The organism is Streptomyces antioxidans, from assembly GCF_000968685.2.
Lineage (GTDB): Bacteria > Actinomycetota > Actinomycetes > Streptomycetales > Streptomycetaceae > Streptomyces > Streptomyces antioxidans.
Genome location: NZ_LAKD02000011.1, coordinates 103,795 through 129,708 on the forward strand (window position 1 = coordinate 103,795; position 25,914 = coordinate 129,708).

General features: G+C 71.2%; 25 protein-coding genes. 17 read left to right on the forward strand and 8 right to left on the reverse strand.

The genetic code is table 11. The features are described 5' to 3' along the window. Positions 1-138 precede the first annotated feature (138 nt). From VT50_RS06450 to VT50_RS06490, 9 genes are all read left to right on the forward strand, one after another. Positions 139-1,044 carry a LysR family transcriptional regulator gene (locus VT50_RS06450; protein ID WP_046090163.1) on the forward strand — a complete coding sequence of 302 codons (906 nt, stop codon included), beginning with the start codon at positions 139-141 and terminating at the stop codon, positions 1,042-1,044. A 141-nt stretch (positions 1,045-1,185) separates the two neighbouring features. Beyond that, entirely contained in the window at positions 1,186-1,797 is a 612-nt protein-coding gene (locus VT50_RS06455; RefSeq protein WP_046090162.1) for a cysteine dioxygenase family protein, read from the forward strand. Positions 1,798-1,799: 2 nt separating this feature from the next. After that, the gene (locus VT50_RS06460; protein WP_167396583.1) at positions 1,800-2,924 is read left to right on the forward strand and encodes a YeiH family protein; all 1,125 of its coding nucleotides are present in this window, start codon (positions 1,800-1,802) and stop codon (positions 2,922-2,924) included. 90 nt (positions 2,925-3,014) lie between these two features. Beyond that, on the forward strand, positions 3,015-4,556 hold the full coding sequence (locus VT50_RS06465; protein WP_046090160.1) for an MFS transporter: 1,542 nt from the start codon (positions 3,015-3,017) through the stop codon (positions 4,554-4,556). Between the two features lie 32 nt (positions 4,557-4,588). After that, positions 4,589-4,786, forward strand: a complete 198-nt coding sequence (locus VT50_RS06470) for an Arc family DNA-binding protein (RefSeq protein WP_046090159.1) — start codon at positions 4,589-4,591, stop codon at positions 4,784-4,786. Beyond that, complete coding sequence (locus VT50_RS06475; RefSeq protein ID WP_046090158.1) at positions 4,786-5,160, forward strand: type II toxin-antitoxin system death-on-curing family toxin; 375 nt, start codon at positions 4,786-4,788, stop codon at positions 5,158-5,160. Before VT50_RS06470 ends, VT50_RS06475 begins: the two co-directional genes overlap by 1 nt. A 111-nt stretch (positions 5,161-5,271) precedes the next feature. Then, a complete protein-coding gene (locus VT50_RS06480; protein WP_075200550.1) occupies positions 5,272-7,068 on the forward strand; it encodes a DEAD/DEAH box helicase in 1,797 nt (598 codons plus the stop codon). A 545-nt stretch (positions 7,069-7,613) separates the two neighbouring features. Further along, positions 7,614-8,255, forward strand: coding sequence for an IclR family transcriptional regulator (locus tag VT50_RS06485; RefSeq protein WP_046090156.1), 642 nt, complete (start codon positions 7,614-7,616; stop codon positions 8,253-8,255). 110 nt (positions 8,256-8,365) lie between these two features. Continuing rightward, positions 8,366-9,151, forward strand: a complete 786-nt coding sequence (locus VT50_RS06490) for a S16 family serine protease (protein ID WP_046090155.1) — start codon at positions 8,366-8,368, stop codon at positions 9,149-9,151. Here the strand turns inward: VT50_RS06490 and VT50_RS06495 are convergent. From VT50_RS06495 to VT50_RS06510, 4 genes are all read right to left on the reverse strand, one after another. Then, a complete protein-coding gene (locus tag VT50_RS06495; protein ID WP_046090154.1) occupies positions 9,090-10,472 on the reverse strand; it encodes an MFS transporter in 1,383 nt (460 codons plus the stop codon). The genes VT50_RS06490 and VT50_RS06495 overlap by 62 nt on opposite strands. Before the next feature lies 1 nt (position 10,473). After that, positions 10,474-10,689, reverse strand: a complete 216-nt coding sequence (locus tag VT50_RS06500) for a hypothetical protein (protein ID WP_046090153.1) — start codon at positions 10,687-10,689, stop codon at positions 10,474-10,476. A 21-nt stretch (positions 10,690-10,710) separates the two neighbouring features. Next, positions 10,711-11,307, reverse strand: a complete 597-nt coding sequence (locus VT50_RS06505; RefSeq protein WP_240529062.1) for an ArsR/SmtB family transcription factor — start codon at positions 11,305-11,307, stop codon at positions 10,711-10,713. Positions 11,308-11,399: 92 nt separating this feature from the next. After that, a complete protein-coding gene (locus tag VT50_RS06510; RefSeq protein ID WP_046090151.1) occupies positions 11,400-11,867 on the reverse strand; it encodes an Lrp/AsnC family transcriptional regulator in 468 nt (155 codons plus the stop codon). Between the two features lie 155 nt (positions 11,868-12,022). Between VT50_RS06510 and hppD the strand changes: the two genes are divergently transcribed. The 3 genes from hppD to VT50_RS06525 all read left to right on the forward strand — a co-directional run bounded on the left by hppD (position 12,023) and on the right by VT50_RS06525 (position 15,865). Further along, positions 12,023-13,162, forward strand: a complete 1,140-nt coding sequence (gene hppD, locus VT50_RS06515) for a 4-hydroxyphenylpyruvate dioxygenase (RefSeq protein WP_107424741.1) — start codon at positions 12,023-12,025, stop codon at positions 13,160-13,162. Positions 13,163-13,414: 252 nt separating this feature from the next. Next, positions 13,415-14,410 carry a phage baseplate protein gene (locus VT50_RS06520; RefSeq protein WP_240529063.1) on the forward strand — a complete coding sequence of 332 codons (996 nt, stop codon included), beginning with the start codon at positions 13,415-13,417 and terminating at the stop codon, positions 14,408-14,410. 87 nt (positions 14,411-14,497) lie between these two features. After that, positions 14,498-15,865 (forward strand): FAD-binding oxidoreductase, encoded by a 1,368-nt coding sequence (locus VT50_RS06525; protein WP_046090148.1) that lies wholly within the window; start codon positions 14,498-14,500, stop codon positions 15,863-15,865. Positions 15,866-15,983: 118 nt separating this feature from the next. Here VT50_RS06525 and VT50_RS06530 read toward each other — a convergent pair whose 3' ends face one another. Next, positions 15,984-17,033, reverse strand: coding sequence for an NAD(P)-dependent alcohol dehydrogenase (locus tag VT50_RS06530; protein ID WP_046090147.1), 1,050 nt, complete (start codon positions 17,031-17,033; stop codon positions 15,984-15,986). Positions 17,034-17,147: 114 nt separating this feature from the next. Further along, positions 17,148-18,113, reverse strand: a complete 966-nt coding sequence (locus VT50_RS06535; RefSeq protein WP_046090146.1) for a helix-turn-helix transcriptional regulator — start codon at positions 18,111-18,113, stop codon at positions 17,148-17,150. Positions 18,114-18,619: 506 nt separating this feature from the next. Here VT50_RS06535 and VT50_RS06540 point away from each other — a divergent pair. From VT50_RS06540 to VT50_RS06550, 3 genes are all read left to right on the forward strand, one after another. After that, the gene (locus tag VT50_RS06540) at positions 18,620-20,305 is read left to right on the forward strand and encodes an RDD family protein (RefSeq protein WP_046090145.1); all 1,686 of its coding nucleotides are present in this window, start codon (positions 18,620-18,622) and stop codon (positions 20,303-20,305) included. Positions 20,306-20,477: 172 nt separating this feature from the next. Continuing rightward, positions 20,478-21,080: an RDD family protein gene (locus VT50_RS06545; RefSeq protein WP_046090144.1), complete on the forward strand. Its 603-nt coding sequence runs from the start codon at positions 20,478-20,480 to the stop codon at positions 21,078-21,080. 54 nt (positions 21,081-21,134) lie between these two features. Continuing rightward, positions 21,135-21,641: an RDD family protein gene (locus VT50_RS06550; protein ID WP_046090143.1), complete on the forward strand. Its 507-nt coding sequence runs from the start codon at positions 21,135-21,137 to the stop codon at positions 21,639-21,641. Positions 21,642-21,680: 39 nt separating this feature from the next. Here VT50_RS06550 and VT50_RS06555 read toward each other — a convergent pair whose 3' ends face one another. After that, positions 21,681-21,983 carry a hypothetical protein gene (locus tag VT50_RS06555; protein WP_046090142.1) on the reverse strand — a complete coding sequence of 101 codons (303 nt, stop codon included), beginning with the start codon at positions 21,981-21,983 and terminating at the stop codon, positions 21,681-21,683. Positions 21,984-22,302: 319 nt separating this feature from the next. Here VT50_RS06555 and VT50_RS06560 point away from each other — a divergent pair, with 319 nt between their 5' ends. After that, positions 22,303-24,690 (forward strand): immune inhibitor A domain-containing protein, encoded by a 2,388-nt coding sequence (locus VT50_RS06560; RefSeq protein WP_046090141.1) that lies wholly within the window; start codon positions 22,303-22,305, stop codon positions 24,688-24,690. Between the two features lie 133 nt (positions 24,691-24,823). Continuing rightward, positions 24,824-25,147, forward strand: coding sequence for a hypothetical protein (locus VT50_RS06565; RefSeq protein WP_046090140.1), 324 nt, complete (start codon positions 24,824-24,826; stop codon positions 25,145-25,147). A 144-nt stretch (positions 25,148-25,291) separates the two neighbouring features. Here VT50_RS06565 and VT50_RS06570 read toward each other — a convergent pair whose 3' ends face one another. Continuing rightward, positions 25,292-25,876 carry a nicotinamidase gene (locus tag VT50_RS06570; protein ID WP_046090139.1) on the reverse strand — a complete coding sequence of 195 codons (585 nt, stop codon included), beginning with the start codon at positions 25,874-25,876 and terminating at the stop codon, positions 25,292-25,294. Between the last annotated feature and the right edge of the window lie 38 nt (positions 25,877-25,914).

Here is a 25,914-nt window from a genome sequence, read left to right on the forward strand (position 1 = left end):
TCGTGGCGCACATGAGTCGTCGGCTCCGCGGCGCGGCGCCCGCATGACGCAGAAGCGCCGGTAGGGGCGATCTTGTACGGCCCCAAATCCCGCTTATGGGTTTCCGGTTTTCCGTCCCCGGCTCCGTATGATGCGAGTGTGTTCGATTCCCGGCACATCAAGACGTTCCACGAGGTGGTCCGCTCCGGCTCCTACTCCGGGGCCGCCCGTGCCCTCGGGTACACCCAACCGGCCATCACCCAGCAGATGAAGGCGCTCGAACGGGCCGTGGGCAGTCCGCTGTTCATCCGGGTCGGCCGGGGGATGCGGCTCACCGAGGCGGGGGAGACCCTTGCCCGGCACGCCGACACCATTCTGACCAGCATCTCCACCGCCCAGCAGCAGATGAGCGCCATCACCCGGCTGCGCTCGGGCCGGGTACGGGTCTGCGCCTTCCCCAGCGCCAACGCGACCCTCATCCCCGAGACCATGGCCCGGCTCGCCGCCGCCCATCCGGGGGTGCGGGTGGAGCTGCTGGAGGGGGAGCCGCCGGATTCGCTCGGGCGGGTGGTGCGCGGGGAGTGCGATATCACCCTCGCCTTCACCTATCCCGGGCTGCGCGAGGAGACCCCCGCCGAGCTGGTGGAGATCCCGCTGCTTGAGGACCAGCTGACGGTGCTGCTGCCGACCGGGCATCCGCTGGCCCGGCGGCGGGCGGTCAAGCTGGCCGAGCTGAGCGAGGAGCGCTGGATCGCCGGATGTCTGCGGTGCCGCGCCAACTTCCTGCACGAATGCGCCGAGCAGGGCTTCGCCCCGGACATCGCCTTCACCACCGACGACAACCTGGTGGTGCAGAGCATGGTGGCGGCCGGGCTCGGCGTGGCGATGATGCCGGGCCTGGTGCTGTCCTTCCTGTGCCATCAGAAGGTCACCGGGCGCGCCCTGGACCCCGCCTCGCGCCGCCATGTCTCGGCGTACGTCCTCCGCGAGCACCTGGGGATACCGGCCACTGCGCGGGTGCTGGAGGAGCTGAAGGCGGTGGCCGGGAACCGGGTCGGATGCTGAGGGCCGGACGGTGCTGACCGGGGGACGTTGACCGGCGGACGCTGACCCGGGGCGCTGATCCCTCATCCATAAGCGGAACTTGGGGGCGGCTCAACAACCTGTCGTTGGACGTGATGACGGGGGCGGCAGGACGCTGCGGTCATGACCACCCCGACCGCGTATCCGTCCTCCCGTCTTCTCACGGCACGCCTCGGCGCGTTCGTCGGCGACGTCCGCGAGGCCGTCGGCCGGGGTCTGGCGCCCGATGTGACCGCCTATCTGGTGGGCGAACGGCTCGCCCCCCACCTCGGCTCGGACGATCTGCTCACCCCCGAGCAGCGCGAGGGCGACCCCGACCGCTACCGCCAGCACCTCCTGCACGCCGAGCCCGACGGCAGCTTCTCGATCGTCGCGCTGGTGTGGCTGCCCGGCCAGCGCACGGCGATCCATGACCATGTGTCCTGGTGCGTGACCGGCGTCCACGAGGGTGAGGAGCACGAGCGGCGCTACCGCCTCGTCCCGGACGGCCCGGGCTCGCGGCTGATAGCGGTGGAGGACGTGGTCAACCCGCGCGGCGCGGTGTGCGGATTCGCGCCGCCCGGAGATATCCACAGGGTGTGGAACGCCTGCGGGGCGAAGGCGATCTCGATCCACGTCTACGGGGCGGACATCGCCCGCCTGGGCAGCAGTGTCCGGCGGGTCTACGACCTCCCGATGGCGGACGACGACCGTCGGACGGCGGACGGCCACCTTCGGACGGCGGACGGCCAGTGACGCTGACCGCCGCGCCCGGCCGGGCGCGGCAGGCCGCCGGATGGCGGCCGCCCGCCCCGGCGTACGGGCTCGGGCTCGCCGTGGCCGGGGTCGCGGCCGCCTGGGGCGTCCACCGGCTGCTCCCCGCCGTACCCATGCTGACCGCCGCCGTGGTGCTGGGCATCGTCGCCGCGCATCTGCCGGGAGCGCGCGGCCTGGTCCGGGGGGTCTGCCGGGCCGGGCTCTCGCTCGCCGGGAAGCGGCTGATGCGCCTGGGCATCGTGCTGCTCGGCCTCAAGCTCAGCCTGAACGATGTGCTGGGCCTGGGCTGGGCCACGGTGGCGATGGTGCTCGGCGTGGTCGCCGCCACCTTCTGCGGCACCTGGTGGCTCGGCCGCCGGATGGGGCTGCGCGGCGACCAGCCGCTGCTGATCGCCACCGGCTACTCGATCTGCGGGGCGTCCGCGATCGGCGCGGTGAGCGAGGTGTCGGACAGCGATGAGCGCGATGTGGCCACCTCCGTGGCGCTGGTGACCCTGTGCGGCACGCTCGCCATCGCCGTCCTGCCGCTGCTCCAGCACCCGTTGGGGCTCGGCGACGAGGCGTTCGGCCGGTGGGTGGGGGCCAGCGTGCACGACGTGGGCCAGGTGGTGGCCACCGCGCAGACCGCCGGACCCTCGGCGCTGGGTGACGCGGTGCTGGTCAAGCTGGTGCGGGTGGCCCTGCTCGCCCCACTGGTCGCGGCGCTCGCGACGTCCGTACGGGCGCGGGCGCGCGCCAAGAAGACGGCGGGCCAGACGGCACGGGGCTCGGCGGCACAGGGCCGAACCGCGCAGGGCGAGGCGGCACAGTGCGAGGCGGCGCAGGGCGGGGAGCCGGAGCGGCGGCGGCCGCCGCTGGTGCCGCTGTTCGTCCTCGGCTTCCTCGCCATGACCGCCCTGCGCAGTACGGACGTCCTGTCCACCGCCGTGCTGGACACCGCCGCCACGGCCCAGGAACTCCTCCTCGCCGCCGCCCTCTTCGGCCTGGGCAGCGCCGTCCATCTCCCCTCCCTCACCCGCACCGGCGCCCGGGTCGCCGCGCTGGGGCTGTGTGCGTGGGTGGTGATCGCGGGCGCGTCGTACGGGGGCGTCCTGCTCACCACGTAGGGGCGACGGCTGTACCTAGGCCCAGCGGCCGACCGCGGCTCCGTCCCACGACAGGTGTGACGTACCGGGACGCCACTTACGCTGACGCCCATGAACCCTCGCGACCCCCTTGATGTCGGTGCCGCCGACGCCGCCGTCACGGACGGCGCCCTGCCACCCCAGGCGGCCGCCGCCTCCGCCGTCCACCCCGGGCCGACAGCCGGAGACCGGGACCCGGCGGCTGACGGAGACCGGGACCCGGCGGCTGACGGCGATACCGTCCTGGGGCGGCGCTACCGCGCTCTCACCCTCGGCATCGTCACCGTCGTCTCCCTCATCGCCTTCGAGGCGAGCGCGGTCAACACCGCGATGCCGGTCGCGGCCCGCGCGCTGGACGGGGTCGAGCTCTACGCGTACGCCTTCTCCGCCTACTTCACCGCGAGCCTGTTCGCGATGGCGCTGTCGGGGGAGTGGTGCGACCGCAAGGGGCCGCTGGCGCCGCTGTTCACCGGGATCGCGGCGTTCGCCGCCGGGCTCCTGGTGGCCGGTTCCGCACAGCGGATGTGGATGTTCGTGGGCGGGCGCGCGATACAGGGCATAGGCGGCGGGCTGGTGATCGTCGCGCTGTACGTGGTGGTGGGCCGCGCCTATCCGCGGCGGCTCCAGCCCGCCGTACTGGCGTCCTTCTCCGCCGCCTGGGTGCTGCCGGTCCTCGTCGGCCCGCTCGCTGCCGGGACCGTCACCGAACAGGCGGGCTGGCGCTGGGTGTTCCTCGCCATCCCGGTGCTGGTGCTGCCGCCGCTCGCGGTGATGCTCCCCGCGCTGCGCGCCCTGCCGCCGAGCGAGCTCTCCGCGGGCGTGAACCGCCGCCGCATCCTCCTCGCGCTCGCCGTCGCGGTCGGCGCCGGGCTGCTGCAGTACGCGGGCCAGGACCTCAGCTGGCTCTCCCTCGTCCCGGCCGCCGCCGGGCTCGCCCTGCTCGTCCCGTGCGTACTGCGGCTGCTGCCCAAGGGCACCTTCCGCGCCGCCCGCGGACTGCCGTCGGTGGTCCTGCTGCGCGGGATGGCGGCGGGGTCCTTCCTGGGCGCGGAGAGCTTCGTCCCGCTGATGCTGGTGACCCAGCGCGGCCTGTCCCCGACCGCCGCCGGGTTCTGCCTCAGCGGCGGCGGCCTCACCTGGGCCCTGGGCTCCTACACCCAGAGCCACCCCCGTCTGGAGCCACACCGCGAACGGCTGATGGGCCTCGGCCTGGTGCTGATGGCCGTCTCCATCGCCATGGTGCTCCCGGCCCTCTCCGACTCCGTCCCGGCCTGGATCGTGGCCGTGGCCTGGGTGATCGGCGGCTACGGAATGGGGCTGGCCATCTCCAGCGGGAGCGTGCTGCTGCTGAAGCTCTCGCGCCCGGAGGACGCGGGCAGCAACTCCGCCTCCCTCCAGGTCTCCGACGCGCTCGGCAACATCACGCTGGTCGGCCTCAGCGGTGTCCTCTTCGTCTCCTTCGGCGGCGGTGAGATCGCCGCCACCGGCACCGCTTCCACCGGCTCCGCGGCCACCCACCAGCCGGTCGCCTTCGGGGTGGTCTATGCGGCGATGGCGGCGGTGGCGCTGATGGGTGCGTGGGTGACGACGCGGTTGCGGCCCGAAAGTCGATAGCACCACGCGGTACCACGCGGCACCATCGCGTCATGGCAGCACTGAATCTACGCTTTACGGACGAAGAGCTCGACGCTCTGCGCAAGCGCGCGGAGGCGGAGGGCCGGAGCATGCAGTCGTTCGCCCACGACGCGGTGATCGCTGCGATCAATGAGCACAACCGGTTGTTCAACGAGGCCGCCGCCCATGTGTTGCGGGCGAGCGAAGAGCTCAACCGGAGGCTCGCCTGATGCACTACCTCACCCTGCCCGAGCTGCTGAACCTCGCCGAGCGGCTCGGGGCCGACGAGGTGCGCGACTACGGGCTGCTGGAGTCCGCGCTCGCCCGTCCGCAGGCGAGCGTCTTCGGCCAGGACGCCTACCCGGACGTGTGGCAGGAGGCGGCGGCGCTCATGGAGTCGCTGGCTCGCAACTACGCTCTGGTGGACGGCAACAAGCGGCTCTCCTGGTACGCGACCTGGGTCTTCCTCCACGTCAACGGACACCCGCTGAACGCGGACTTCGACGTGGACGGGGCCGAGCGGTTCGTGCTGGGCGTCTGCCAGGGCGAGCTGGACGTGCCGAAGATCGCGGAGGGGCTGGCCCGGTTCACCAACGCGATGTGAGCCTGATCCCACCCTCGGGTGGGATCCGTGCGTACCCCCGAAGCGTGAGGACGGCACCGGTAGGCTGACGCGGTTCCCGATCGACCTCGCCGAGCAAGCCCGACGGAGACCGTGAGTACTACTGCCGCCTCCACCAGCCATCACCTCTCGCCCGCCTTTCCCGGCCGGGCGCCTTGGGGTACCGCGAGCAAGCTGCGCGCCTGGCAGCAGGGCGCGTTGGACAAGTACATCCAGGAGCAGCCGAGGGACTTCCTCGCGGTGGCGACCCCCGGCGCCGGGAAGACCACCTTCGCCCTGACCCTCGCCTCCTGGCTGCTGCACCACCATGTCGTCCAGCAGGTGACGGTCGTGGCGCCGACCGAGCATCTGAAGAAGCAGTGGGCGGAGGCCGCCGCGCGGATCGGCATCAAGCTGGACCCGGAGTACAGCGCGGGCCCGCTGAGCCGGGAGTACCACGGCATCGCCATCACCTACGCGGGCGTCGGCGTCCGGCCCATGCTGCACCGCAACCGGATCGAGCAGCGCAAGACCCTCGTCATCCTCGACGAGATCCACCACGCCGGTGACTCCCGCTCCTGGGGCGAGGCGTGCCTGGAGGCGTTCGAGCCCGCGACCCGGCGGCTGGCGCTCACCGGCACCCCGTTCCGGTCCGACACCAACCCCATCCCCTTCGTCGCCTACGAGGAGGGCAACGACGGCATCCGGCGCTCCTCGGCCGACTACACCTACGGCTACGGCAACGCGCTGGGGGACGGCGTCGTGCGCCCCGTCATCTTCCTCTCCTACAGCGGCAACATGCGCTGGCGCACCAAGGCGGGCGACGAGATCGCGGCGCGGCTCGGCGAGCCGATGACCAAGGACGCCGTCTCCCAGGCGTGGCGCACCGCGCTCGATCCGCGCGGCGACTGGATGCCGAACGTGCTGCGCGCCGCCGACCGGCGGCTGTCCGAGGTCCGTAAGGGCATTCCGGACGCGGGGGCGCTCGTCATCGCCTCCGACCAGGACTCGGCCCGCGCCTACGCCAAGCTGATCCGCGAGATCACCGGCACCAAGGCGACGCTGGTGCTCTCCGACGAGGCGGCGGCGTCCCAGCGGATCGAGGACTTCAGCCGCTCCGACGACCGCTGGATGGTCGCGGTCCGCATGGTGTCGGAGGGGGTGGACGTGCCGCGGCTGGCGGTCGGGGTGTACGCGACCACCATCTCGACGCCGCTCTTCTTCGCCCAGGCCGTCGGCCGTTTCGTACGGTCGCGGCGGCGCGGCGAGACCGCGTCCGTCTTCCTCCCCACCATCCCGATGCTGCTCGGCTTCGCCAATGAGATGGAGGTCGAGCGCGACCACGTCCTGGACAAGCCGAAGAAGGACGGCGAGGAGGAGGACCCGTACGCGGAGGAGGAGAAGCTCCTCGAGGAGGCCGAGAAGCAGCAGGACGAGGACACCGGCGAACAGGACCAACTGCCCTTCGAGGCGCTGGAGTCGGACGCGGTCTTCGACCGGGTGCTGTACGACGGCGCCGAGTTCGGGATGCAGGCGCATCCGGGCAGCGACGAGGAGCAGGACTACCTGGGCATCCCGGGGCTCCTCGAACCCGACCAGGTGCAGATGCTGCTCCAGAAGCGGCAGGCCAAGCAGATCGCGCACAGCCGCAAGAAGCCGGACGCGGAGGCGGATCTGCTGGAGCTTCCGGCGGAGCGGCGGCCGGTGGTCAGCCACAAGGAGCTGCTGGAGCTGCGCAAAGAGCTCAACTCGCTGGTCGGGGCGTATGTCCACCAGAGCGGAAAGCCGCATGGTGTGATCCACACCGAACTCCGCCGGGTGTGCGGTGGCCCGCCGAGCGCGGAGGCGACGGCGGGGCAGATCCGCGAGCGGATCAAAAAGGTCCGCGAGTGGGCAACCCGCATGCGCTGACGCCCGTGCGCCCCGGGGTCTGGGGGCGGGACTTGGCGGTTGGGGCGGTGGGTTTTCCCCCTCCCCGCCCCTTCCCGTAACTGGGGCTTCGCCGCTGGGCCCCGGTGTCGGGGCGGAGCCCCGGGTGTCCTCTGGTGCGGTGGCGCTCCGGGATGGCGGGACCCGTCTGTGGGCCTCGGGGGCTGGGGCTGGCCCCAGTTTTGGGGTGGGGGGACAGCCAGCCGCAGGCGTCCCCTCTGCGCAACCCCCTTTCGAAAAATTTCATCAACCGGTCGCAGACCCTTTTCGCGAATCCGGTCCAACCGGGACGATCCAGGGTGCCCCCATTGTGTACCCATTGGTAGGTCCGCTCGGATTCTGGACAAACCCTTCCGCAAAGCGGACCAGCTCGCTAGCGTTCGGGCACGCACACGCCCCGTGGCAGCGCCGCCGCGGAGCGCAGCCGGTGCGTGACCACCGCGACCGGCGGCCTCTTCGCGCGCCGTCGTCGGGACCGGCGGGGCACCGCACGAAGAGCCGCCACTCATCACCGAGGAGGGGGCGTCGTGACCGCGGAGACCTCTCAGACGCTCGATCGGGGACTGCGCGTCCTCAAACTGCTCGCCGACACCGACCACGGGCTGACCGTGACCGAGCTGTCCAACAAGCTCGGCGTCAACCGCACCGTGGTCTACCGGCTGCTGGCCACCCTCGAGCAGCACTCCCTGGTCCGCCGGGACATCGGCGGGCGGGCGCGCGTCGGGCTCGGAGTGCTCCAGCTCGGCCGCCAGGTGCATCCGCTCGTACGGGAGGCGGCGCTGCCCGCGCTGCGCTCCCTCGCCGAGGACGTCGGCGCGACCGCCCACCTCACCCTGGTCGACGGCACCGAGGCACTCGCCGTCGCGGTCGTCGAGCCGACCTGGACCGACTACCACGTGGCCTACCGGGCCGGATTCCGGCATCCGCTCGACCGCGGCGCCGCCGGACGCGCGATCCTCGCCGCCCGTGCGGGCCGCCCCGAGGACCCCGGGTACGCCCTCACCCACGGCGAACTGGAAGCGGGCGCGAGCGGTGCGGCAGCTCCGCTCGTCGGGGTGACGGGGATAGAGGGCAGCGTCGGCGTCGTGATGCTCTGCGACTCGGTCCCGGAGCGGGTCGGCCCCCGGGTGGTCGACGCGGCACGAGAGGTCTCGGACGCCTTGAGATAAGGGCACGCGGGTGCATGCGGTGCGCCAGGCCGGGGTCCCGCCGCCCCGGGCGGCCCCCGGGGGCCGGGGTGGCGCCTCACTGCTCTCGGCGGTCAACTAGATTCGCACCCATGCCTGCCGTCTCCCCCCGCGCCCGCACCCTCGCGCTCTGCTCCGCGCCCGTGCTCGCCCTGCTCGCGGTGGCCGCGTTCGCGCCGCTGCCGTTCACCGTGGCCCAGCCCGGTTCGACCGTGAACGTCCTGGGCTCCGACCGCGGCAAGCAGGTGATCAGCGTGTCCGGGACCGGCACCCGTAAGACCGCCGGGCAGCTGCGGATGACGACGATCCTGGCGACCGGCCCGGACGCCACCGTGCGGGTGAAGGACGTGGTCAGCGGCTGGTTCGCCACCGACCGCGCGGTGATGCCGCATGACTCGGTCTACGTCGGCGGCACCACCAAGGAGATCGAGCGGCACAACGCCCAGGAGATGCGGGACTCCCAGTCCTCGGCCACCAGCGCCGCCCTCGGCTACCTCCACCGCTCCCCGCGCGATGTCAAGGTCACCCTGCGTCTCGCCGACGTCGGCGGTCCGAGCGCCGGGCTGCTCTTCTCCCTCGGCATCGTCGACAAGCTGGACGGCGACGGCCGCGGCGGCGACCTCACCGACGGCCGGACGATCGCGGGCACCGGCACCATCGACGCCAAGGGCAAGGTTGGAGCCGTGGGCGGGGTCCCGCTGAAGACGCGGGCCGCCAAGCGGGACGGCGCCACGGTCTTCCTGGTGCCGAAGGCCGAATGCGCCGACGCCACGGCCGAACTGCCCAAGGGGCTGCGGCTGATTCCCGTCTCCACCCTCAAGGGTGCGGTGACGGCTCTGCGGGCGCTGCGCTCGGGCGGCGCGGTCCCGCACTGCTGAGCGACGCCGCCGCCACGCTCCCGTCCACAGCCGCCCCCTTCTCCGCCGCCGCCCCCTCGTCCATCCCGCGCCAGGCCGGGAAGAGCAGCGGGCTGAGCGTGGCCAGGAAGTAGACACCGCCCGTCACCAGGAAGGCGGCGGTCAGCCCCACCCCCTCCACCAGACACCCGGCCGCGAGCCCGCCGAGCGGCATCACCACCCACACCCCCGCGGTGAGCGCCCCCGAGACCCGGCTGCGCAGCTCATCGGGGACGGCCTCGTACGTCACCGTGGTCAGGATCGGGTTGAGCATCCCCGCCGCGACCCCACTGGCCGCCATCGTCACGGCGAGCGGGGACACCCCGGGGACGAACGCCGCGATCAGGAACCGCGGCAGCCCGCACACCAGGAAGCTCACCGCGAACACCGTCCGGCGCGGAAAGCGGTCGCCCACCGCCCCGTACAGCAGTGCCCCCACCAGCGCCCCGCCGCCGAACAGCGCCGTGAGCAGCCCGAGTTGCACCGAACCGCCCAGGTGCCGCTCGGCGTGCACCGGCAGCAGTACGGAGGACAGACCCTGGTCGAGACCGTTGGTGACCATGACCATCAGCACGATGGCCAGCAGCAGCCGGTGGCGCAGCAGGAAGCGGTACCCCTCGCCCAGTTCGGTGCGGTAGGCGCGGGCGGACACCGGGACCACGGGCTTACGGGGCGCGGCGGCGGGCAGTCCGCGCAGCCCCGCCATGATCAGCACCGCGGACGCCGCGAACGTGGCCGCGTCCAGCAGCAGCACCGACGGCGGGCCGAGCAGCGCGATCAGCAGTCCGCCGAGCGCGGCGCCCAGCATCCTGGCCCCGCGCGAGGCCCCGTCGTAGAAGCTGGCCGCGCGGCTGAGGGTGGTGCCCGCCCGTTCGGCCAGCGCGGGGACGAGCACCTGCCGGGCGGTCTCGCCCGGTGCGTGGAGCAGTCCGCAGAACGCCATCAGCGCGCACAGCTGCCAGAACCGCAGCAGCCCGGCGAAGTGCAGCACCGGAATCGTGGCGACGGCCACCCCGCACAGCGAGTCGGAGGCGATGGAGACGCGCCTACGGCCGATCCGGTCGATGACCGGCCCGCCGATGACGGCGGACACGACCACCGGCAGGGTCGCGCAGAAGGACACGAACCCGGCCTTGGCCGCGCTGCCCGTGGTCTCCAGGACGAACCACGGGACGGCGATCAGGGTGAGGGAATTGCCCGCTATGGAGACGGTGTTGGCGGCGAGGACCAGTGAGAGCGGTCTTCGGTCGTCCCCGCTGTTCTTCCCCCGGCGTGCTCTGTCTCCTATGTCGTCGGAGCCCATATCAGTGGTCGAATTGTGCGGTCAGACCGGACTGCGGCAGCCGCGGCGTGGCCAGCCGCAGCCCCACCTCCACCAGCGTCCAGCCGACCCGGGCGCGCAGTATCCGGGCGCGGGCGGGGCGGGAGCGGCGGTGGGGCCGGGACGCCTCGCGGGCCTCGTTGCGCAGACCCTCGGCGCGTATGTGGTGCAGCCAGAGATGGATCTCGTCGCCGTACATATGTGGTCCCCCCAGGGATCGTCAGTCCTCGTCGCGCGGGAAGGCGTGCAGATGGACGCGGTACGGGGCGGAGCCCTCGGTGTCCCGGTCCACCTCCCTCTCGCGGTAGCTCTCGATGAGTTCGTGCACCTTGTCGAGCATTTCGCGGGCGAGTTCAGGCGTGAGACGAAGGTGAAAGTCGCTCAGGTCCGAGGCCCCCACCCATGTCTCCGACCAGTCGTGCAGGTTGCCCAGGAAGGTGGAGATCTGCTCCGTGTGGTGGTTGGCCACCTCGTGCAGCACGGTGTTCACCGCTCCCCGTACGGCCGGGTCGGGGTGGGCCAGGAACTTGGCGGAACCTATCCGGTGCCCCCTGTGCGCCGCCTTCCACCACCGCTCCCGCCCCTTGCCCCGCTCCGGGTCGTCCTCGACGAAGCCATAGGTGGCCAGCTGTCGCAGATGGTAGCTCGTGGCGCCGCTGGACTCCCCCAATCTGTCGGCGAGTTGGGACGCGGTGGCCGGTCCGTACTCGCGCAGCGCCCCGAGCAGGCGCATCCGCAGCGGATGCGCGAGCCCGCGCAGGGAGCGGGGGTCGAGCACCCGGACTTCGTCGGACTCAGGCTGTTCGTTCTCTGCCATGCGCCGCAGCATAAGCATGCAAAGAACTAGTTGCAACACTTCCTTTGCAACGGAGTCTTTGGACCTGCTTCAGGGCCTCCCGGGCCCGGTACTCAGTCCCGCGCCGCCTGCCGCACCAGCGGGATGATCCGCAGCGGCACCGGGTTCTCCATCACGATCGTCGTCGAGGCCCGGACGATCCCCTTGAACCCCACCACCAGGTCGATCACCCGCTGGAGATCGGCGTTGGAGCGGGCCACCAACCGGCAGAGCATGTCTCCGTGGCCGGTCGTGGTGTGCAGCTCCAGCACCTCGGGAACGGTCGCCAGATGGGCCCGTACGTCCGGCCCCTGCCCCTGCCTGATCTCCAGCGTCGCGAACGCGGTGACCGGATAGCCGAGCGCTCTCGGGTCCACATCGGGGCCGAAGCCCCGGATCACCCCCTGTGTCCGCAGCCGGTCCAGCCGCGCCTGCGCCGTGCCACGGGCGACGCCGAGGCGGCGCGACGCCTCCAGCACCCCTATCCGTGGCTCCTCGGCGAGCAGTTCGATCAGTCGGGCGTCGAGCCCGTCGATTCCCATGTGCTCCCCCTCCGGGTCCCAGGATCCTCTGTGACGGTAGTCACCTTGTGCAGGATGCGCTGCCGCACGCGGTTCTGGCTATACATGCTGACCAGCGATTTCGCGAAGTGTTGCGCACCTTGGACCACCGGAGGACGCTTCGAAGTATGACTGAGATGACAGAGATGCTGCAGCAGGGGGACGCACGGCACGCCGACCCGTTCCCCGTGAAGGGGATGGACGCGGTCGTCTTCGCCGTCGGCAACGCCAAGCAGGCCGCGCACTACTACGCTTCCGCCTTCGGCATGAAGCTCATCGCCTACTCCGGTCCGGAGAACGGCAGCCGGGAGACGGCCAGTTACGTCCTCGTCTCGGGCAGCGCCCGCTTCGTGTTCACCTCCGTCATCAAGCCGGTGAGTGCCTGGGGCCGCTTCCTGTCCGAGCACGTCGCCGAGCACGGCGACGGGGTGATCGACCTCGCGGTCGAGGTGCCGGACGCGCGCGCAGCGTATGCGTACGCGGTCGAGCACGGCGCCACCGGGATCGAGGAGCCGCACGAGCTCAAGGACGAGCACGGCACGGTGGTCATGGCCTCGATCCGCACCTACGGCGACACCCGCCACACCCTCGTGGAGCGCACCGGCTACTCCGGCCCGTACCTCCCCGGCTACGCCGAGGCCGAGCCGATCGTCGCCCCGCCCGCGCGCCGCAACTTCCAGGCCATCGACCACTGCGTGGGCAATGTGGAGCTCGGCCGGATGGACGAGTGGGTCGGGTTCTACAACGACGTCATGGGCTTCACCAACATGAAGGAGTTCGTGGGCGACGACATCGCCACCGAGTACTCGGCCCTGATGTCGAAGGTCGTTGCGGACGGCACCCGCAAGGTGAAGTTCCCGCTCAACGAGCCCGCGGTCGGCAAGAAGAAGTCCCAGATCGACGAGTACCTGGAGTTCTACGGCGGCCCCGGCGTCCAGCACATCGCGCTCGCCACCAACGACATCGTCGCCACCGTGCGGGCGATGCGCGCGGCCGGGGTGAGCTTCCTGGACGCGCCGGACTCGTACTACGACACCCTGGGGGAGTGGGTCGGCGACACCCGCGTCCCGCTGGAGACCCTACGGGAGCTGAAGATCCTGGCCGACCGGGACGAGGACGGCTATCTGCTCCAGATCTTCACCAAGCCGGTCCAGGACCGGCCGACCGTCTTCTTCGAGCTGATCGAGCGGCACGGCTCGATGGGCTTCGGCAAGGGCAACTTCAAGGCGCTCTTCGAGGCGATCGAGCGCGAGCAGGCCAGGCGCGGCAATCTCTGACCGCTGAGCGGCAGTCTCCGAACTCTCACGCGGGGCGGGCAACGGCCCGCCCCGCGTCGCTGCCCCCCCAATTCCGTGCACATGCACCCACACCCCCGCGCCCCTGCGCAGTCGGTGCCAGAAAAAGCGAACACCTGAATGGGAGCGCTTTCTTACCGTCTACACTCACGGCGATCTGTTCACTCCAACACGGCGTGATCACACGGGAGTTGTTGAGTATCAATGCACACGGAAAAGTACACTGCGGGCCGTTTGACCAGGCGTAGGTTCACCCTCGGCGGGGGAGTCGCCGCGGCCGGTGCGCTCGGCGCCTTCGCCGCCCGCGCCGGGGCCGCCACCGTGGCGGGCGGCCGGTTCGACCTGTCGGTGCCCTCCACCCAGCTGATCCGCGAGAAGGCCCCGCACAACTCCACCGTGCTGCAGTCCTTCGCGTTCGACGACGTGGGCGGGCACGTCTACACGGTCCAGCTGATGGAGGGCGGGATCCAGCTCAGCGGGGAGTCCGCCCCCGTCTCCGGCGCCGACCGCGCCGCCCACGGCGACCTCTGCGTCACCAAGCTGTCCCCGGCCGGGGCGGAGCTGGGCTCGATGTACCTCAAGGGGTTCGGGCACGGCGTCGCCATGGGCTGTGAGCCGGTCGGCTCCACGGTCTATCTGTGGACCGAGTCGGACGCCAACCCCGACTCCGGCTACGGCCGCGCCATCAGCCGCTTCAAGTTCGCCGACGGCACCGTGCTGTCGTCCGGTTCGTCCTCGCTGGTCAAGCACCGCCCGGTGGCGGGCTCCACCAGCAACCAGCCCGCCGTCGACATGCTCAACCGCCGGCTGCTGCTGCGCTACCGGCTCGGCGGCGAGGTCCGCTACCGGCTGATGAGCCTGTCCGGGGTCAGCGCGGGCGACTACACCCCCGTATACGACGACATACCCCAGACCGGTATCGAGGACGGCGAGGTCTTCCAGGGCTTCACGGTCCTCGGCGACTACGCGTACCAGCTGACCGGCACCGCCTACACCGGCGAGGACGGCACCAACCCGCCCTCCGGCCACGGCAACGCCCATGTCTCCTGCATCGATCTGCGCACCGGCGAGCTCGTCCAGCGCGCCCGTACCGAGGCCGCCTACTCGCTGGACTACCGCGAGCCCGAGGGGATGGCCGTCCAGCTGTCCAGCCCGCGCCGGCTGTGCATGGGCTTCGCCTCGGGTGCCGCCGGTGACCGTAAGGCCAGCGTCTACTACAAGGCGCAGTAGCGCGCCCGTACCGCACGGCCCTCCTCGCGGTCAGCCGTCCGCTGCAGCGATCTTCCCCGGGCGCTCCCCGGGTGCGAGTCTGGAGGTATGACGGACCTCATCGAGCTGCTGCGGGAGGGCCTCCCCGAGGAGGCGGTGCTGACCGACCCTGATGTGACCGGGGCCTACGCCAATGACATGGCGAGCTTCTGCGAGGCGGGCGCGCCCGCCGTGGTCGTCCTCCCGCGCACGGTGGAGCAGGTGCAGCACGTGTGCCGCACCGCCACCGCGCTGCGCGTCCCGATCGTGCCCCAGGGCGCGCGCACCGGGCTGTCGGGCGCGGCCAACGCGTCCGACGGCTGCGTCGTGCTGTCCCTGGTCAAGATGGACCGGATCCTGGAGATCAACCCGGTGGACCGGATCGCGGTCGTCGAACCGGGCGTGGTCAACGCGACCCTGTCCCGTGCGGTCATGGAGCAGGGCCTCTACTATCCGCCGGACCCCTCCAGCTGGGAGCAGTGCACGATCGGCGGCAACATCGGCACGGCGTCCGGCGGGCTGTGCTGCGTGAAGTACGGCGTCACCGCCGAGTACGTCCTCGGGCTCGATGTCGTCCTCGCCGACGGCCGACTGCTGAAGACCGGCCGCCGCACCGCCAAGGGCGTCGCGGGCTACGACCTGACCCGGCTCTTCGTCGGCTCCGAGGGCAGTCTCGGCATCGTCGTGCGCGCGGTCCTCGCCCTCAAGCCCGCCCCGCTTGAACAGCTCGTGCTCGCCGCCGAGTTCCCCTCCACCGCGTCCGCCTGCGACGCCATCTGCCGGATCATGGAGCGCGGCCACGCGCCCTCGCTGCTTGAGCTGATGGACCGTACGAGCGTCCGCGCGGTCAACGCGATGGGGAACATGGGCCTCCCGGAGTCCACCGAGGCCCTGCTGATGGCGGCCTTCGACACCCCGGACCCGGCCCCCGACCTCGCCGCCGTGGCCGAGCTGTGCACGGCGGCCGGCGCCACGGAGGTGGTCCCGGCCGAGGACGCCGCCGAGTCCGACATGCTGCTCCAGGCCCGCCGGATGACGCTTCCGGCGCTGGAGGCGGTCAAGGGCGTCACCATGATCGACGACGTCTGTGTGCCCCGCTCCCGGCTCGCCGAGATGATCGACGGCACGGCGGCCATCGCCACGAAGTACGGCCTGACCATCGGCGTCGTCGCCCACGCCGGGGACGGCAACACCCATCCCACGGTGTGCTTCGACCCCGCCGACCCCGATGAGTCCCGCCGCGCCCGGGAGTCCTTCGACGCCATCATGGCGCTGGGCCTGGAGCTCGGCGGCACCATCACCGGGGAGCACGGCGTCGGCGTCCTCAAGCGGGAGTGGCTGGCGCGTGAACTGGGCCCGGTGGGGGTGGAGTTGCAGCGCGGCATCAAGGAGGTCTTCGATCCGCTGGGCCTGCTGAACCCGGGCAAGCTGTTCTGAGGGCTGGCTGGGTGGGGGCTGGCTTGTTGTGCGGGCTGGCTTGTTGTGCGGGCTGGCCGTGGTGAGGCCGCCCGGACCCGGGGGTGGTCCGGACGGCCTCGGTCTCACTGGCGGCTGATCACGCCTTGAGTGAGGCGATGTCGATCACGAAGCGGTAGCGCACATCACTGCTCACGACGCGGTCGTACGCCTCGTTGATCTGCTCGCCGCCGATCAGCTCGATCTCCGCGCCGAGCCCGTGCTCGGCGCAGAAGTCGAGCATCTCCTGGGTCTGCCGGATGCCGCCGATCTTGGATCCGGCCATTGACCTCCGGCCCATGATCAGCGAGAACTGGTTGAACGAGCTGGGGTTCTCCGGCGCGCCCACGTGCACCAGCGTGCCGTCCAGCTTCAGCAGCGACAGATAGCCGTCCAGCGGGAGGTTCGCCGACGTCGTGTTGACGATCAGGTCGAAGGTCCCGGTCAGCTCGGTGAAGGTGGACTCGTCACCGGTGGCGTAGAAGTGGTCGGCGCCCAGCCGCAGCCCGTCGTCCTTCTTGCGGAGCGTCTGGCTCAGCACCGTCACCTCGGCGCCCATCGCATGGGCGATCTTCACACCCATGTGGCCGAGGCCGCCGAGGCCCACGATGGCCACCTTCTTGCCGGGCCCGGCGTTCCAGTGGGCCAGCGGGGAGTAGAGGGTGATCCCGGCGCACAGCAGCGGGGCGGCGACGTCCAGCGAGATCCCCTCGGGGATGCGCAGCACGTAGTTCTCGTCCACCACGACATGGGTGCTGTAGCCGCCGTAGGTGGGGGCGCCGTCGTACTCATTGCCGTTGTACGTGGGCACCTCGCCCTTGAGGCAGTACTGTTCCTCGCCCGCGAGGCAGTTCGCGCACTCGCGGCAGGAGTCGACGAAGCAGCCCACGCCGACCCGGTCACCGACGGCGTACGTGGTGACGGCGGGGCCGACCTCGGCGACCACACCGGCGATCTCATGGCCGGGCACCATCGGGAAGAGGGCGGTGCCCCACTCCTCGCGGGCCTGGTGGATGTCGGAGTGGCAGATACCGGCGTAGGCGATCTCGATCAGCACGTCGTGCTCGCGCAGGGCGCGGCGCTCGACGGTGGTCCTTTCCAGCGGGGCCTTCGGAGCGGGGGCTGCGTAGGCGGTGACGCTGGTGGTCATAAACGTGTATCCCTGTGACGAATGGGGGGAAAGGGGATGAAAGGGGATGGGTGAAGGGAAGGGGGAGGTAAGGAGAGTGAAGGGAGTGAAGGGTGTACGAGGAAAGGGGTGGGATCAGGGGGAAACGTCGGAGGACGGTCCCCCCGTAGGACGCGCTTCGGACGAGGGCGCGGAACGATCGGCCGGATCGGCCGGGTGGGTCCGATCGGCGGGGTGGGTCCGATCAGCCGGTGGCGCCGCGGTCCAGCTCGCCAGCAGCCGCAGGGCCGCCTCGGAGGAGGAGCCGGGCTCGACCGTGTAGATGCACAGCGCCTGGTCGGGATCGCCGGGCACGGTCACGTTCTCGTAGGCCAGCGTCATGTCCCCGACCACCGGATGGTGGTAGCGCTTGACGCCGTGGGTCTTCTCCCGCACGTTGTGGTCGGCCCACCAGGTGCGGAACTCGGGGCTCTTGATGGTGAGCTCGCCCACGAGCTCGGTCAGCCGGGGATCGTCGGGATGACGCCCGGCCTCCAGCCGGAGGGACGCCACCATCTCCGCGGCGACCGTCTCCCACTCCGGCCACAGCGAACGGGCCGCCTCGTCGAGGAACATGAAACGGGCCATGTTCCGCTCGTGGTACGGCAGTGCCTCGAAGTCGATGATCAGCGCCCGGGCAAGCTGATTGGAGGCCAGGACATCGCCCCTGCGCCCGAGGACGAAGGCCGGTGAGATCCCGTCCAGCGTGTGCAGCAGCGCGCGCACCCCGGGCCGTACCCGCTGGGGGCGGGGCGGCCGGCGGCGCACCGTGCGGCGGGGGCGCGGCCGGGTCAGCTCGAAGAGGTACGCACGTTCGGTCCCGTCGAGCTGAAGGGCGTGGGCCACGGCGTCCAGCACCGTCTCCGACACATTGAGGTGACGGCCCTGTTCCAGGCGCGTGTAGTAGTCCGTGCTCACCCCGGCCAGCTGCGCCAGCTCCTCACGGCGCAGCCCCGGCACCCGGCGGGGGCTGTCATTGCTCGCGCTCACCCCCGCGTCGCCGGGGCTCAGCCGTGCCCTGCGGCTCCACAGGAACTCACTGAGCTCGGTGTTGCGGTCCATGGGTTCCAGTATTGGCAACGGAAAAGGCGTCTGAGCGTGCCAGAGTAGGTCTACTGAACCTAGGCCGGGCGGGGCCATGCGGGCCGCCGCCGCTCGTACGGCTTCGTGGTGCTCGCACGGGAGAGTGGTGGCGGGAGCGGTGGGCTGGTGCCGGTGGGCCGGTCTGACAGACCTTGACCGCGCGCTCCGGGTTGCACTGCGGCTCCTGTACGGCAAACTGCTTACGCCCCAACCTGGCGCTGGCGCCTGGCGTCGATGTCCTCGGTCTGCCGTTCGATGGCGGCCTTCCTCTTGGACGCCTCCTTCGGGGCTCGTCGTTCTTCGTTAATGTCATGCATAGAGAGACGTAGGTATCCGCCCGGTCGCTGTGGTACGTACTGCGCGTGGCCCGCAGAGAGGTCCAGGGTGGTGGGCGGCCTCGCTCGCGTAGCTGCGTGATCATCGGGTCGTCGATGCCGGACCCGGCGGACAGGCCAAGCGTGTTGGCCGTGAAGGGAGTAGGGGACATGGCGACGCCTCCTAGTAGCGGGGGTCCGGCAGAAATGCCCGGGGTGGGGTACTACCCAGATCCGTCCATCCCTGGCTACATCCGTTACTGGAACGGTGCCGCCTGGGTGCCCGGCACCAGCCGTCCCGCCCCTGCGGAGGGCGAGGCCATGCCCGCGCCGCCGCCCGGGATCACCCATACCCAGGTGATCAGCCCGCCGCCGGATGAGACGGGCCCGATGTTCCTGGACGAGGATCCGGCGCCGTCGGTCCCGGAGGAGACCGGCAGCGCACTGCCCGAACTGCGCCGTAGCGCCGAGATGGACGTCCGGGGTGCGGGCGGGCCGCCCGAGGCGGCGGCCGGTGGCACGGGGGCCCAGCCGGTGCCCCCCGGCGGGGTCCCGGCGTCCGTGGACTGGAACGACCCCCGGCGGCTGCACGGCACCCGCCCCGACGCCGGGTCGGCCTGGCAGGCGGACGCCGCCCAGCAGGGCGGGTTCGGTGGTGAGCAGGACCGCCGGATCTCCTGGGGCGCGGAGCCGGACGCCCCCGGTGACCCCCAGGCCGCTGGCGGGCAGTGCCCCGGGGTGCCCGATCCGCGGCGCGCGGGTCCGGGTGAGGACGCCGGGCGCGATGACGGCACGCTGACCATGCGCGCGGGCGGGAGCGGGCGTACGGCGGACCGCTCGGCCCAGGCCCTGCCGCCCGTCCGCCGGGCCCCGGAGCTGCCCCCGGCGGGCGAGGGCGAGACCCCCGCCCCGGCGGGCGACGGGACGATGACGTTCCGCACGGTGGCACCCGGCGGCGGAGCGGCACCCACGACCGGCCAGGGCCAGGGCCAGGGGCAGGACCAGGGCCGGGGCCAGGCGGCCGGCCGGGACGACGGGACGATGGCGATCCGGGCGATCGGCCGCGGCGGCGCGCGCAAGGGCGCCGAGACCGCACCCCCGGCCCAGCCCCTGCACCAGCCCCAACAGCCCCCGCAGCCGCACCAGCCCCCGCACCAGCCTCAGCAGCCCTTCGGCGGTATCCCCGCCCAGGGCGGCGGCCCGGCCTGGCAGCCGCAGGGGCAGTTCGCCCAGCAGCCCGGCCCGCCGCAGTCCGCCCCGCCACAGAGCCCGCCGCAGGCCCCGCACGGCGCGGGCCCGGGCGCGGCCGAGGGCGTCATCCCCTGGAAGCCGCCCGTCGACAACCCCTTCCTCCTGGCCGCCCAGGCCGAGGGGCGGCCCGCCCCGCTCGGCCGCCGCCTCGCCGCCCGGCTGATCGACTCGGTGGTGCTGCTCGGCGTCGTCGGTGCCGTCGCGTTCCCGCTGTGGAGCAAGGCGAGCGACCACATCGACGAGAAGGTCGAGGCGGCCAAGCAGAGCGGCGAGACGGTCACGGTCTACTTCCTGGACGGCACCACCGGCGGCTATCTGGGCATCGTCCTCGGTCTGCTGCTCGTCCTCGGCGTCGTGCTGGAGACGCTGCCGACCGCCAAGTGGGGCCGCACGCTCGGCAAGAGGCTGTGCGGGGTGCGGGTGCTGGACATCGAGGAGCACGACACCCCGTCCTTCGGCACCGCGCTGCGCCGCTGGCTGGTCTACTCGGTGCTGGGGGTGCTCGTCATCGGCGTGCTGAACGTGCTGTGGTGTCTGTTCGACCGCCCGTGGCGGCAGTGCTGGCACGACAAGGCGGCCCACACCTTCGTCGCGTCGGCCGACTGAGCGGTCAGTCGGCAGGGCGGTCAGTCGGCTGAGCGGTCGGTCGACCAGGCGTCGGCCGACCGGCCCGCCGACCCGCCGAACATCCGCCGCGGCTGCGGCGGATGGACCAGCACGGTCGCCCGAACGGTGCGCGCCAGATGCGACAGCCCCGGCTCCGGGGTCGACTCGGGCCATGAGCACCGACCAGCCGCCGCCCGGGCCCGATGAGCCCCGGGACCCGGACAGCAGCGATCCGTTCGCGAAACAACCGCGCGCGAACGGCTCCCCGTACGGGGACCAAGGGCACCACGGGGACCACTGGGCCCGCCCCGCGGGGCCCGAGCCGTACGCCGGGATGCCCCCGCTCGCGCACCTGGGCCGCCGTCTGATCGCCCGGATCATCGACGCGCTGCTCATCGGCATCCCGGTCGGGCTCGTCGTGACCGCGGTCGCCGGGAGCTACGACCCGATCGAGGGCAGCGCGCGTTCGACCACCGTCACGCTGGTCTACGTCCTGGTCTACTTCCTCTACGAGGGGCTGATGCTGACCCGGGACGGCCAGACCGTCGGCAAGAAGGCGATGAGGATCCGCGTCGCCATGCTGGAGAACGGCAGGCCGCCGGTCGGCCAGGCGGGCTGGGTGCGCGCCGGGGTGTACGCCCTGCCCGAGATCGTGCCCTGCTGCGGCTTCCTCTTCTGGCTGGTCAATGTGTTGTGGTGCACCTGGGACCGGCCCTACCGGCAGTGTCTGCACGACAAGGCGGCCAAGACCCTGGTGGTCTCGGCCGTACCCTGACCCCGAGGCGCCCCCGAGCTTCCCGTCCTCCGGGACCGCTGATGTAATCGGGGCATGGCCCCCGACCCGCTGTCCTCGCCCCCGCCTGTGTTCCCCCCAGGGATGCCCCCGCTGGCCACCCCCGGCCAGCGCTTCGCCGCCCGGCTCATCGACATCGTCGTCCTCGGCGCGATCTGGACGGTGGCGCTCACGGCGACCGGTGCGCTCCAGTACACGATGGACCACCCGGGCGAGCAGGACATGGGCAAGGTGACCCTCGCGCTCATCATCACGATGGCGCTCTACTTCGGCTACGAGGGCGTCTTGCTGGCCCGCAGCGGACAGACGCTCGGCAAGAAGGCGCTGCGCATCCGGGTGGCGATGCTGTCCGACGGGAATGTGCCGGGCGGCCAGGGCTGGGTCCGCGCGGCGGTCTATGTGCTGCCGGGGATGCTCATCCCGCTGCTGGTCGGCACGGTCTTCTGGCTGGTCAACTCGGTCTCACTGCTGTGGGACAAGCCGTACCAGCGCTGTCTGCACGACAAGGCCGCGCGCACCGTCGTGGTGTCGGCCGTACGGTAAGCCGTCGTGGCGTCGGTCGTGCCGTAGGCCGTCGTGGTGTCAGCCGTGCACTGAATCCGCGTGCGCCCGGGCACGGGCGCGGGCACGGGCCCGCGCCGGATCGGCCGGTCCGGACCCCGCCACGGTGCGGCTGGTCCGGCTGGTGCGGACGGCCCGGCCGGGGCGGGACGCCCGGGCCACCGGCACGGTGACGGCGACGAGGAGCCCGAGAACCAGCCCGACCACGGTCACCACCGCCACCCCGAGCCCCGAGCGGGTCTGGGAGAGCAGCAGCATGGCGAAGGTCGAGAGAACGACGGTGGCCGAACCATAGGCAAGCTGTGCAGGAGTCGGACGCGGCATGGCGGGATCCGTCCTCGGGGGCGATATGCAGGGGGCATGAGTCAGGCTGAAGTGCACCGTCAGTCCTGACTCTACGATCCTGCATGCCCGAGGGGAACGGAAGTAAGCGTGACCTCACCCACGGCGCCGTTGCACAGGGGGCGCACGGAGTCATCGGGTGTGCCAACCGGCGTGCACGGCGCGCTCATTGCTGTCCGTTAAACGGAACACCAGGATCGCAGAACGTACTTGTCTCACCAGTCCAAGTCAAGGTCTGTCTTTTCTCCTGCCACTCCGGTCAAATGTCCGGCACTGGTGTGGAAAGGGGAGGACTGAGCGAGTGAACAGCCAACGGAGGACGGCCAGATCGGCCGCCATAGCCACAGTGGTGGCCGCGCTCGGAGCGGCGGCACTCTCGACCGGCATGGCCCAGGCGGACGCGCCGTCTACGCGTGTGGAGCGCCACGATCCGGCGCCCGCGAAGACGGATGTCCAGCACGACCTCGAGGGTCCCTACAGCAAGCAGCGGGAAGCACAGCGCCAGGAGGCGCTGCGTCAGGTCATCTCCGGCGACACCAAGGCGACCACGCGCGGGGCGTCCAAGGTCGTGAAGCTCGGCAAGGGCAAGTACGTCGAGCTGGCCCGGGAGAAGACCGACAAGATCTTCACCATCCTGGTCGAGTTCGGCGACAAGGTGGACGACACCACCATGTACGACCCGGACGGGGACGGCCCCGAGCCGCCGGTGAAGAAGTACGGCGGCGACCCGGGCCCGGCGCACAACACCATCGGCCAGCCGGACCGCGCCGACGACAACAGCACGGCCTGGCAGAAGGACTACGACCGCCAGCACTTCCAGGACCTCTACTTCTCCAAGGACAAGAAGAAGGAGTCCCTGAAGAAGTACTACGAGAAGCAGTCCTCGGGCCGCTACTCGGTGGAGGGCGAGGTCTCCGACTGGGTCAAGGTCGACTGGAACGAGGCCCGTTACGGCTCCAACTACTGCGGCGACACCAACTGCGCCAACGCCTGGGACCTGATCCGCGACGGCGTCAACCAGTGGGCCAAGGACCAGAAGGCGGCGGGCCGCACCGACGCGCAGATCAAGGCGGACCTGGCCAAGTACGACCAGTGGGACCGCTACGACTACGACGCCGACGGCAACTTCAACGAGCCCGACGGCTACATCGACCACTTCCAGATCGTCCACGCCGGTGAGGACGAGTCCGCGGGCGGCGGGGTCCAGGGCGAGGACGCCATCTGGGCGCACCGCTGGTACGCGTACGGCACCGACGCGGGCAAGACCGGCCCGGGCGAGAACAAGTCGGGCGGTGCCCAGATCGGCGACACCGGCGTCTGGGTCGGCGACTACACGATGCAGCCGGAGAACGGCGGCCTCGGCGTCTTCGCCCATGAGTACGGCCATGACCTGGGCCTGCCGGACGAGTACGACACCACGGGCAAGGGGGAGTCGTCCGTCGCGTTCTGGTCGCTGATGTCCTCCGGGTCCTGGCTCGGCACCGGTAAGGACGCCATCGGCGATCTGCCCGGCGATATGAACGCCTGGGACAAGCTCCAGCTGGGCTGGCTGAACTACGCCTCGGCCCAGGCCGGTAAGAAGTCCACCCACACCCTCGGGGTGGCCGAGTACAACACCAAGAACAAGCAGGCGCTGGTGGTCGAGCTGCCCGCCAAGACCGTCACCACCGAGGTGGTCGACCCGGCCGAGGGCTCCAAGCAGTGGTGGAGCGGCATGGGTGATGACCTCAAGAACACCCTGGCCCGGTCCGTTGACCTCACGGGCAAGTCCAAGGCCAGCCTGGACCTCCAGGGCTGGTGGGACATCGAGGAGAACTTCGACTACCTCTACACCGAGGTCTCCACGGACGGCGGCGCCAACTGGACGCCCATCGACGGCACCGCGGACGGCAAGGCCATCCCGCGCGACGCCGGTGACAAGCCCGCGCTGACCGGCACTTCGGGTGTGTACAAGAAGCTCTCCTTCCCGCTGGACGCCTACACGGGCAAGAAGGTCGATGTGCGCTTCCGCTACCAGACCGACGGCGGTGTGGCGCAGAAGGGCTTCGCCGCCGACGCGATCACCCTGACCGCGGACGGTGCCCCGGTCTTCAGCGACGGCGCCGAGGGCGATGACAACGGCTGGACCGCGAAGGGCTTCTCGCGCATCGGCGGCTCCTTCACCAAGGACTACCCGCAGTACTACCTCGCCGAGAACCGCCAGTACGTGTCGTACGACACCACCCTGAAGACCGGTCCGTACAACTTCGGCTGGACCTCCACCCGGCCCAACTGGGTGGAGCACTTCCCGTACCAGAACGGGCTGCTGGTCTGGCAGTGGGACACCTCGCAGCCGGACAACAACGTCGGCGTCCACCCGGGCAGCGGTCTGATCCTTCCGGTCGACGCCCACCCCGCCGCCGAGAAGTGGGCGGACGGCGCGGTGATGCGCAACCGGATCCAGGCGTACGACTCGCCCTTCAGCTGGTTCCCCTCGGACGGCTTCACACTGCACAACGACGGCAAGGCCGCCAAGGTGAAGCCGAAGCCGGGCCTTCCGGTCTTCGACGACCACAAGGGTACGTACTGGGACAAGAGCAACCCGACCGGCAGTGTCAAGGTTGCTGACACCAACACCCGGATCAAGATCCTCAAGGAGCTCCCGGGTGGCTCGACGATGACCGTCCAGGTTGGACCGTCCGCCTCCTAGATCCCTACAAGCCTGTATTTTCGCAGGTCAGAGCGGTAGCGGCCGTCGCCCCCTAGCGGGCGGCGGCCGTTCGCGTTTAGATGCCCCTACGACCTTCTTGTTGACACGACGTCTCACGGGGGACATGACCGCAATGGCCGACGGAGGATTCACCAAGCTGCCTGGCGGCAGTGTGGTGGTCGCACTGACGCTGCCGCGCCCGCTGGGCGAGGGCGGCGTCCGCGTGCTGGTACACGCCGCGAACCGACAGCGGGCCCTGACCAGGCTCCGCAATCTCGGGCTGCGCGCCGTCTATCTGCGCGGCAATATCGCGCCGCCGACACCCGACGAGGTGACGGCGGTGCTCCACCATCCCGACGGGGTGGTCTGGCGCGCCGCGCCGGACCGCGGAGGGGAGCTCTGGCATCCCATGGCCGCCCTCCTCAGGCCACCGGCCCCGGTGCCCGAGGGGGCGTGACCTGCGGCGGAGCCCCATATCGATGCTTTCCCCTCCCCGCCCCTTCCCGGGAACTGGGGCTCTGCTCCAGACCCCGGGAGTCCAGGGGCGGGGTTCCTGGTATCCGGAAGGGCGCTGCGGGCGCTCAGGGCGCCTCCGGTGCCCTCAGACGACCGGCTTGCCGCTGAGCTCGACCCCGGCCGCCCGCAGCTCCTCCAGGGCGCGCTCGGTCGTGCCCGGGGCGACGCCCGCGGTCAGGTCCAGCAGGACGTGCGTCGCGAACCCCTCCCGGCGCGCGTCCAGCGCCGTGGCCCGCACGCAGTGGTCGGTGGCGATGCCCACCACGTCCACCTCGGTCACCTCCCGCTCGCGCAGCCACTGGGCGAGCGTGGTGCCGTGCTCATCGGAGCCCTCGAAGCCGCTGTACGCCCCCGTGTACGCGCCCTTGTCGAAGACCGCGTCGATCGCGCCGGAGGCGACGGCGGGCGCGAAGTTCGGGTGGAACCCGACGCCCTCGGTGCCCGCGACGCAGTGCACCGGCCAGGTGTGCTCATAGTCCGGATTGTCCGAGAAGTGGTCGCCCGGATCGATGTGGCGATCACGGGTGGCGACGACATGCCGGTAACCGGGCGTGGCCTCCCCGATCAGATCGGTGATCGCGGCGGCGACATCCGCGCCCCCCGTCACCGCGAGGCTTCCGCCCTCGCAGAAGTCGTTCTGGACGTCGACGACGATCAGTGCCCGGTGCATGTCACCGAGGGTAGACACTCCGCGTCGATTGCGGCAGT

Bases quoted from the DNA above. Each gene is read 5' to 3' on its own strand.
- VT50_RS06455 (WP_046090162.1), top strand. From the start codon at position 1,186: ATGACCACCCCGACCGCGTATCCGTCCTCCCGTCTTCTCACGGCACGC.
- VT50_RS06465 (WP_046090160.1), top strand. From the start codon at position 3,015: ATGAACCCTCGCGACCCCCTTGATGTCGGTGCCGCCGACGCCGCCGTC.
- VT50_RS06470 (WP_046090159.1), top strand. From the start codon at position 4,589: ATGGCAGCACTGAATCTACGCTTTACGGACGAAGAGCTCGACGCTCTG.
- VT50_RS06475 (WP_046090158.1), top strand. From the start codon at position 4,786: ATGCACTACCTCACCCTGCCCGAGCTGCTGAACCTCGCCGAGCGGCTC.
- VT50_RS06490 (WP_046090155.1), top strand. From the start codon at position 8,366: ATGCCTGCCGTCTCCCCCCGCGCCCGCACCCTCGCGCTCTGCTCCGCG.
- VT50_RS06495 (WP_046090154.1), bottom strand. From the start codon at position 10,472: ATGGGCTCCGACGACATAGGAGACAGAGCACGCCGGGGGAAGAACAGC.
- VT50_RS06500 (WP_046090153.1), bottom strand. From the start codon at position 10,689: ATGTACGGCGACGAGATCCATCTCTGGCTGCACCACATACGCGCCGAG.
- VT50_RS06505 (WP_240529062.1), bottom strand. From the start codon at position 11,307: ATGGCAGAGAACGAACAGCCTGAGTCCGACGAAGTCCGGGTGCTCGAC.
- VT50_RS06510 (WP_046090151.1), bottom strand. From the start codon at position 11,867: ATGGGAATCGACGGGCTCGACGCCCGACTGATCGAACTGCTCGCCGAG.
- hppD (WP_107424741.1), top strand. From the start codon at position 12,023: ATGACAGAGATGCTGCAGCAGGGGGACGCACGGCACGCCGACCCGTTC.
- VT50_RS06525 (WP_046090148.1), top strand. From the start codon at position 14,498: ATGACGGACCTCATCGAGCTGCTGCGGGAGGGCCTCCCCGAGGAGGCG.
- VT50_RS06530 (WP_046090147.1), bottom strand. From the start codon at position 17,033: ATGACCACCAGCGTCACCGCCTACGCAGCCCCCGCTCCGAAGGCCCCG.
- VT50_RS06535 (WP_046090146.1), bottom strand. From the start codon at position 18,113: ATGGACCGCAACACCGAGCTCAGTGAGTTCCTGTGGAGCCGCAGGGCA.
- VT50_RS06540 (WP_046090145.1), top strand. From the start codon at position 18,620: ATGGCGACGCCTCCTAGTAGCGGGGGTCCGGCAGAAATGCCCGGGGTG.
- VT50_RS06545 (WP_046090144.1), top strand. From the start codon at position 20,478: ATGAGCACCGACCAGCCGCCGCCCGGGCCCGATGAGCCCCGGGACCCG.
- VT50_RS06550 (WP_046090143.1), top strand. From the start codon at position 21,135: ATGGCCCCCGACCCGCTGTCCTCGCCCCCGCCTGTGTTCCCCCCAGGG.
- VT50_RS06555 (WP_046090142.1), bottom strand. From the start codon at position 21,983: ATGCCGCGTCCGACTCCTGCACAGCTTGCCTATGGTTCGGCCACCGTC.
- VT50_RS06565 (WP_046090140.1), top strand. From the start codon at position 24,824: ATGGCCGACGGAGGATTCACCAAGCTGCCTGGCGGCAGTGTGGTGGTC.
- VT50_RS06570 (WP_046090139.1), bottom strand. From the start codon at position 25,876: ATGCACCGGGCACTGATCGTCGTCGACGTCCAGAACGACTTCTGCGAG.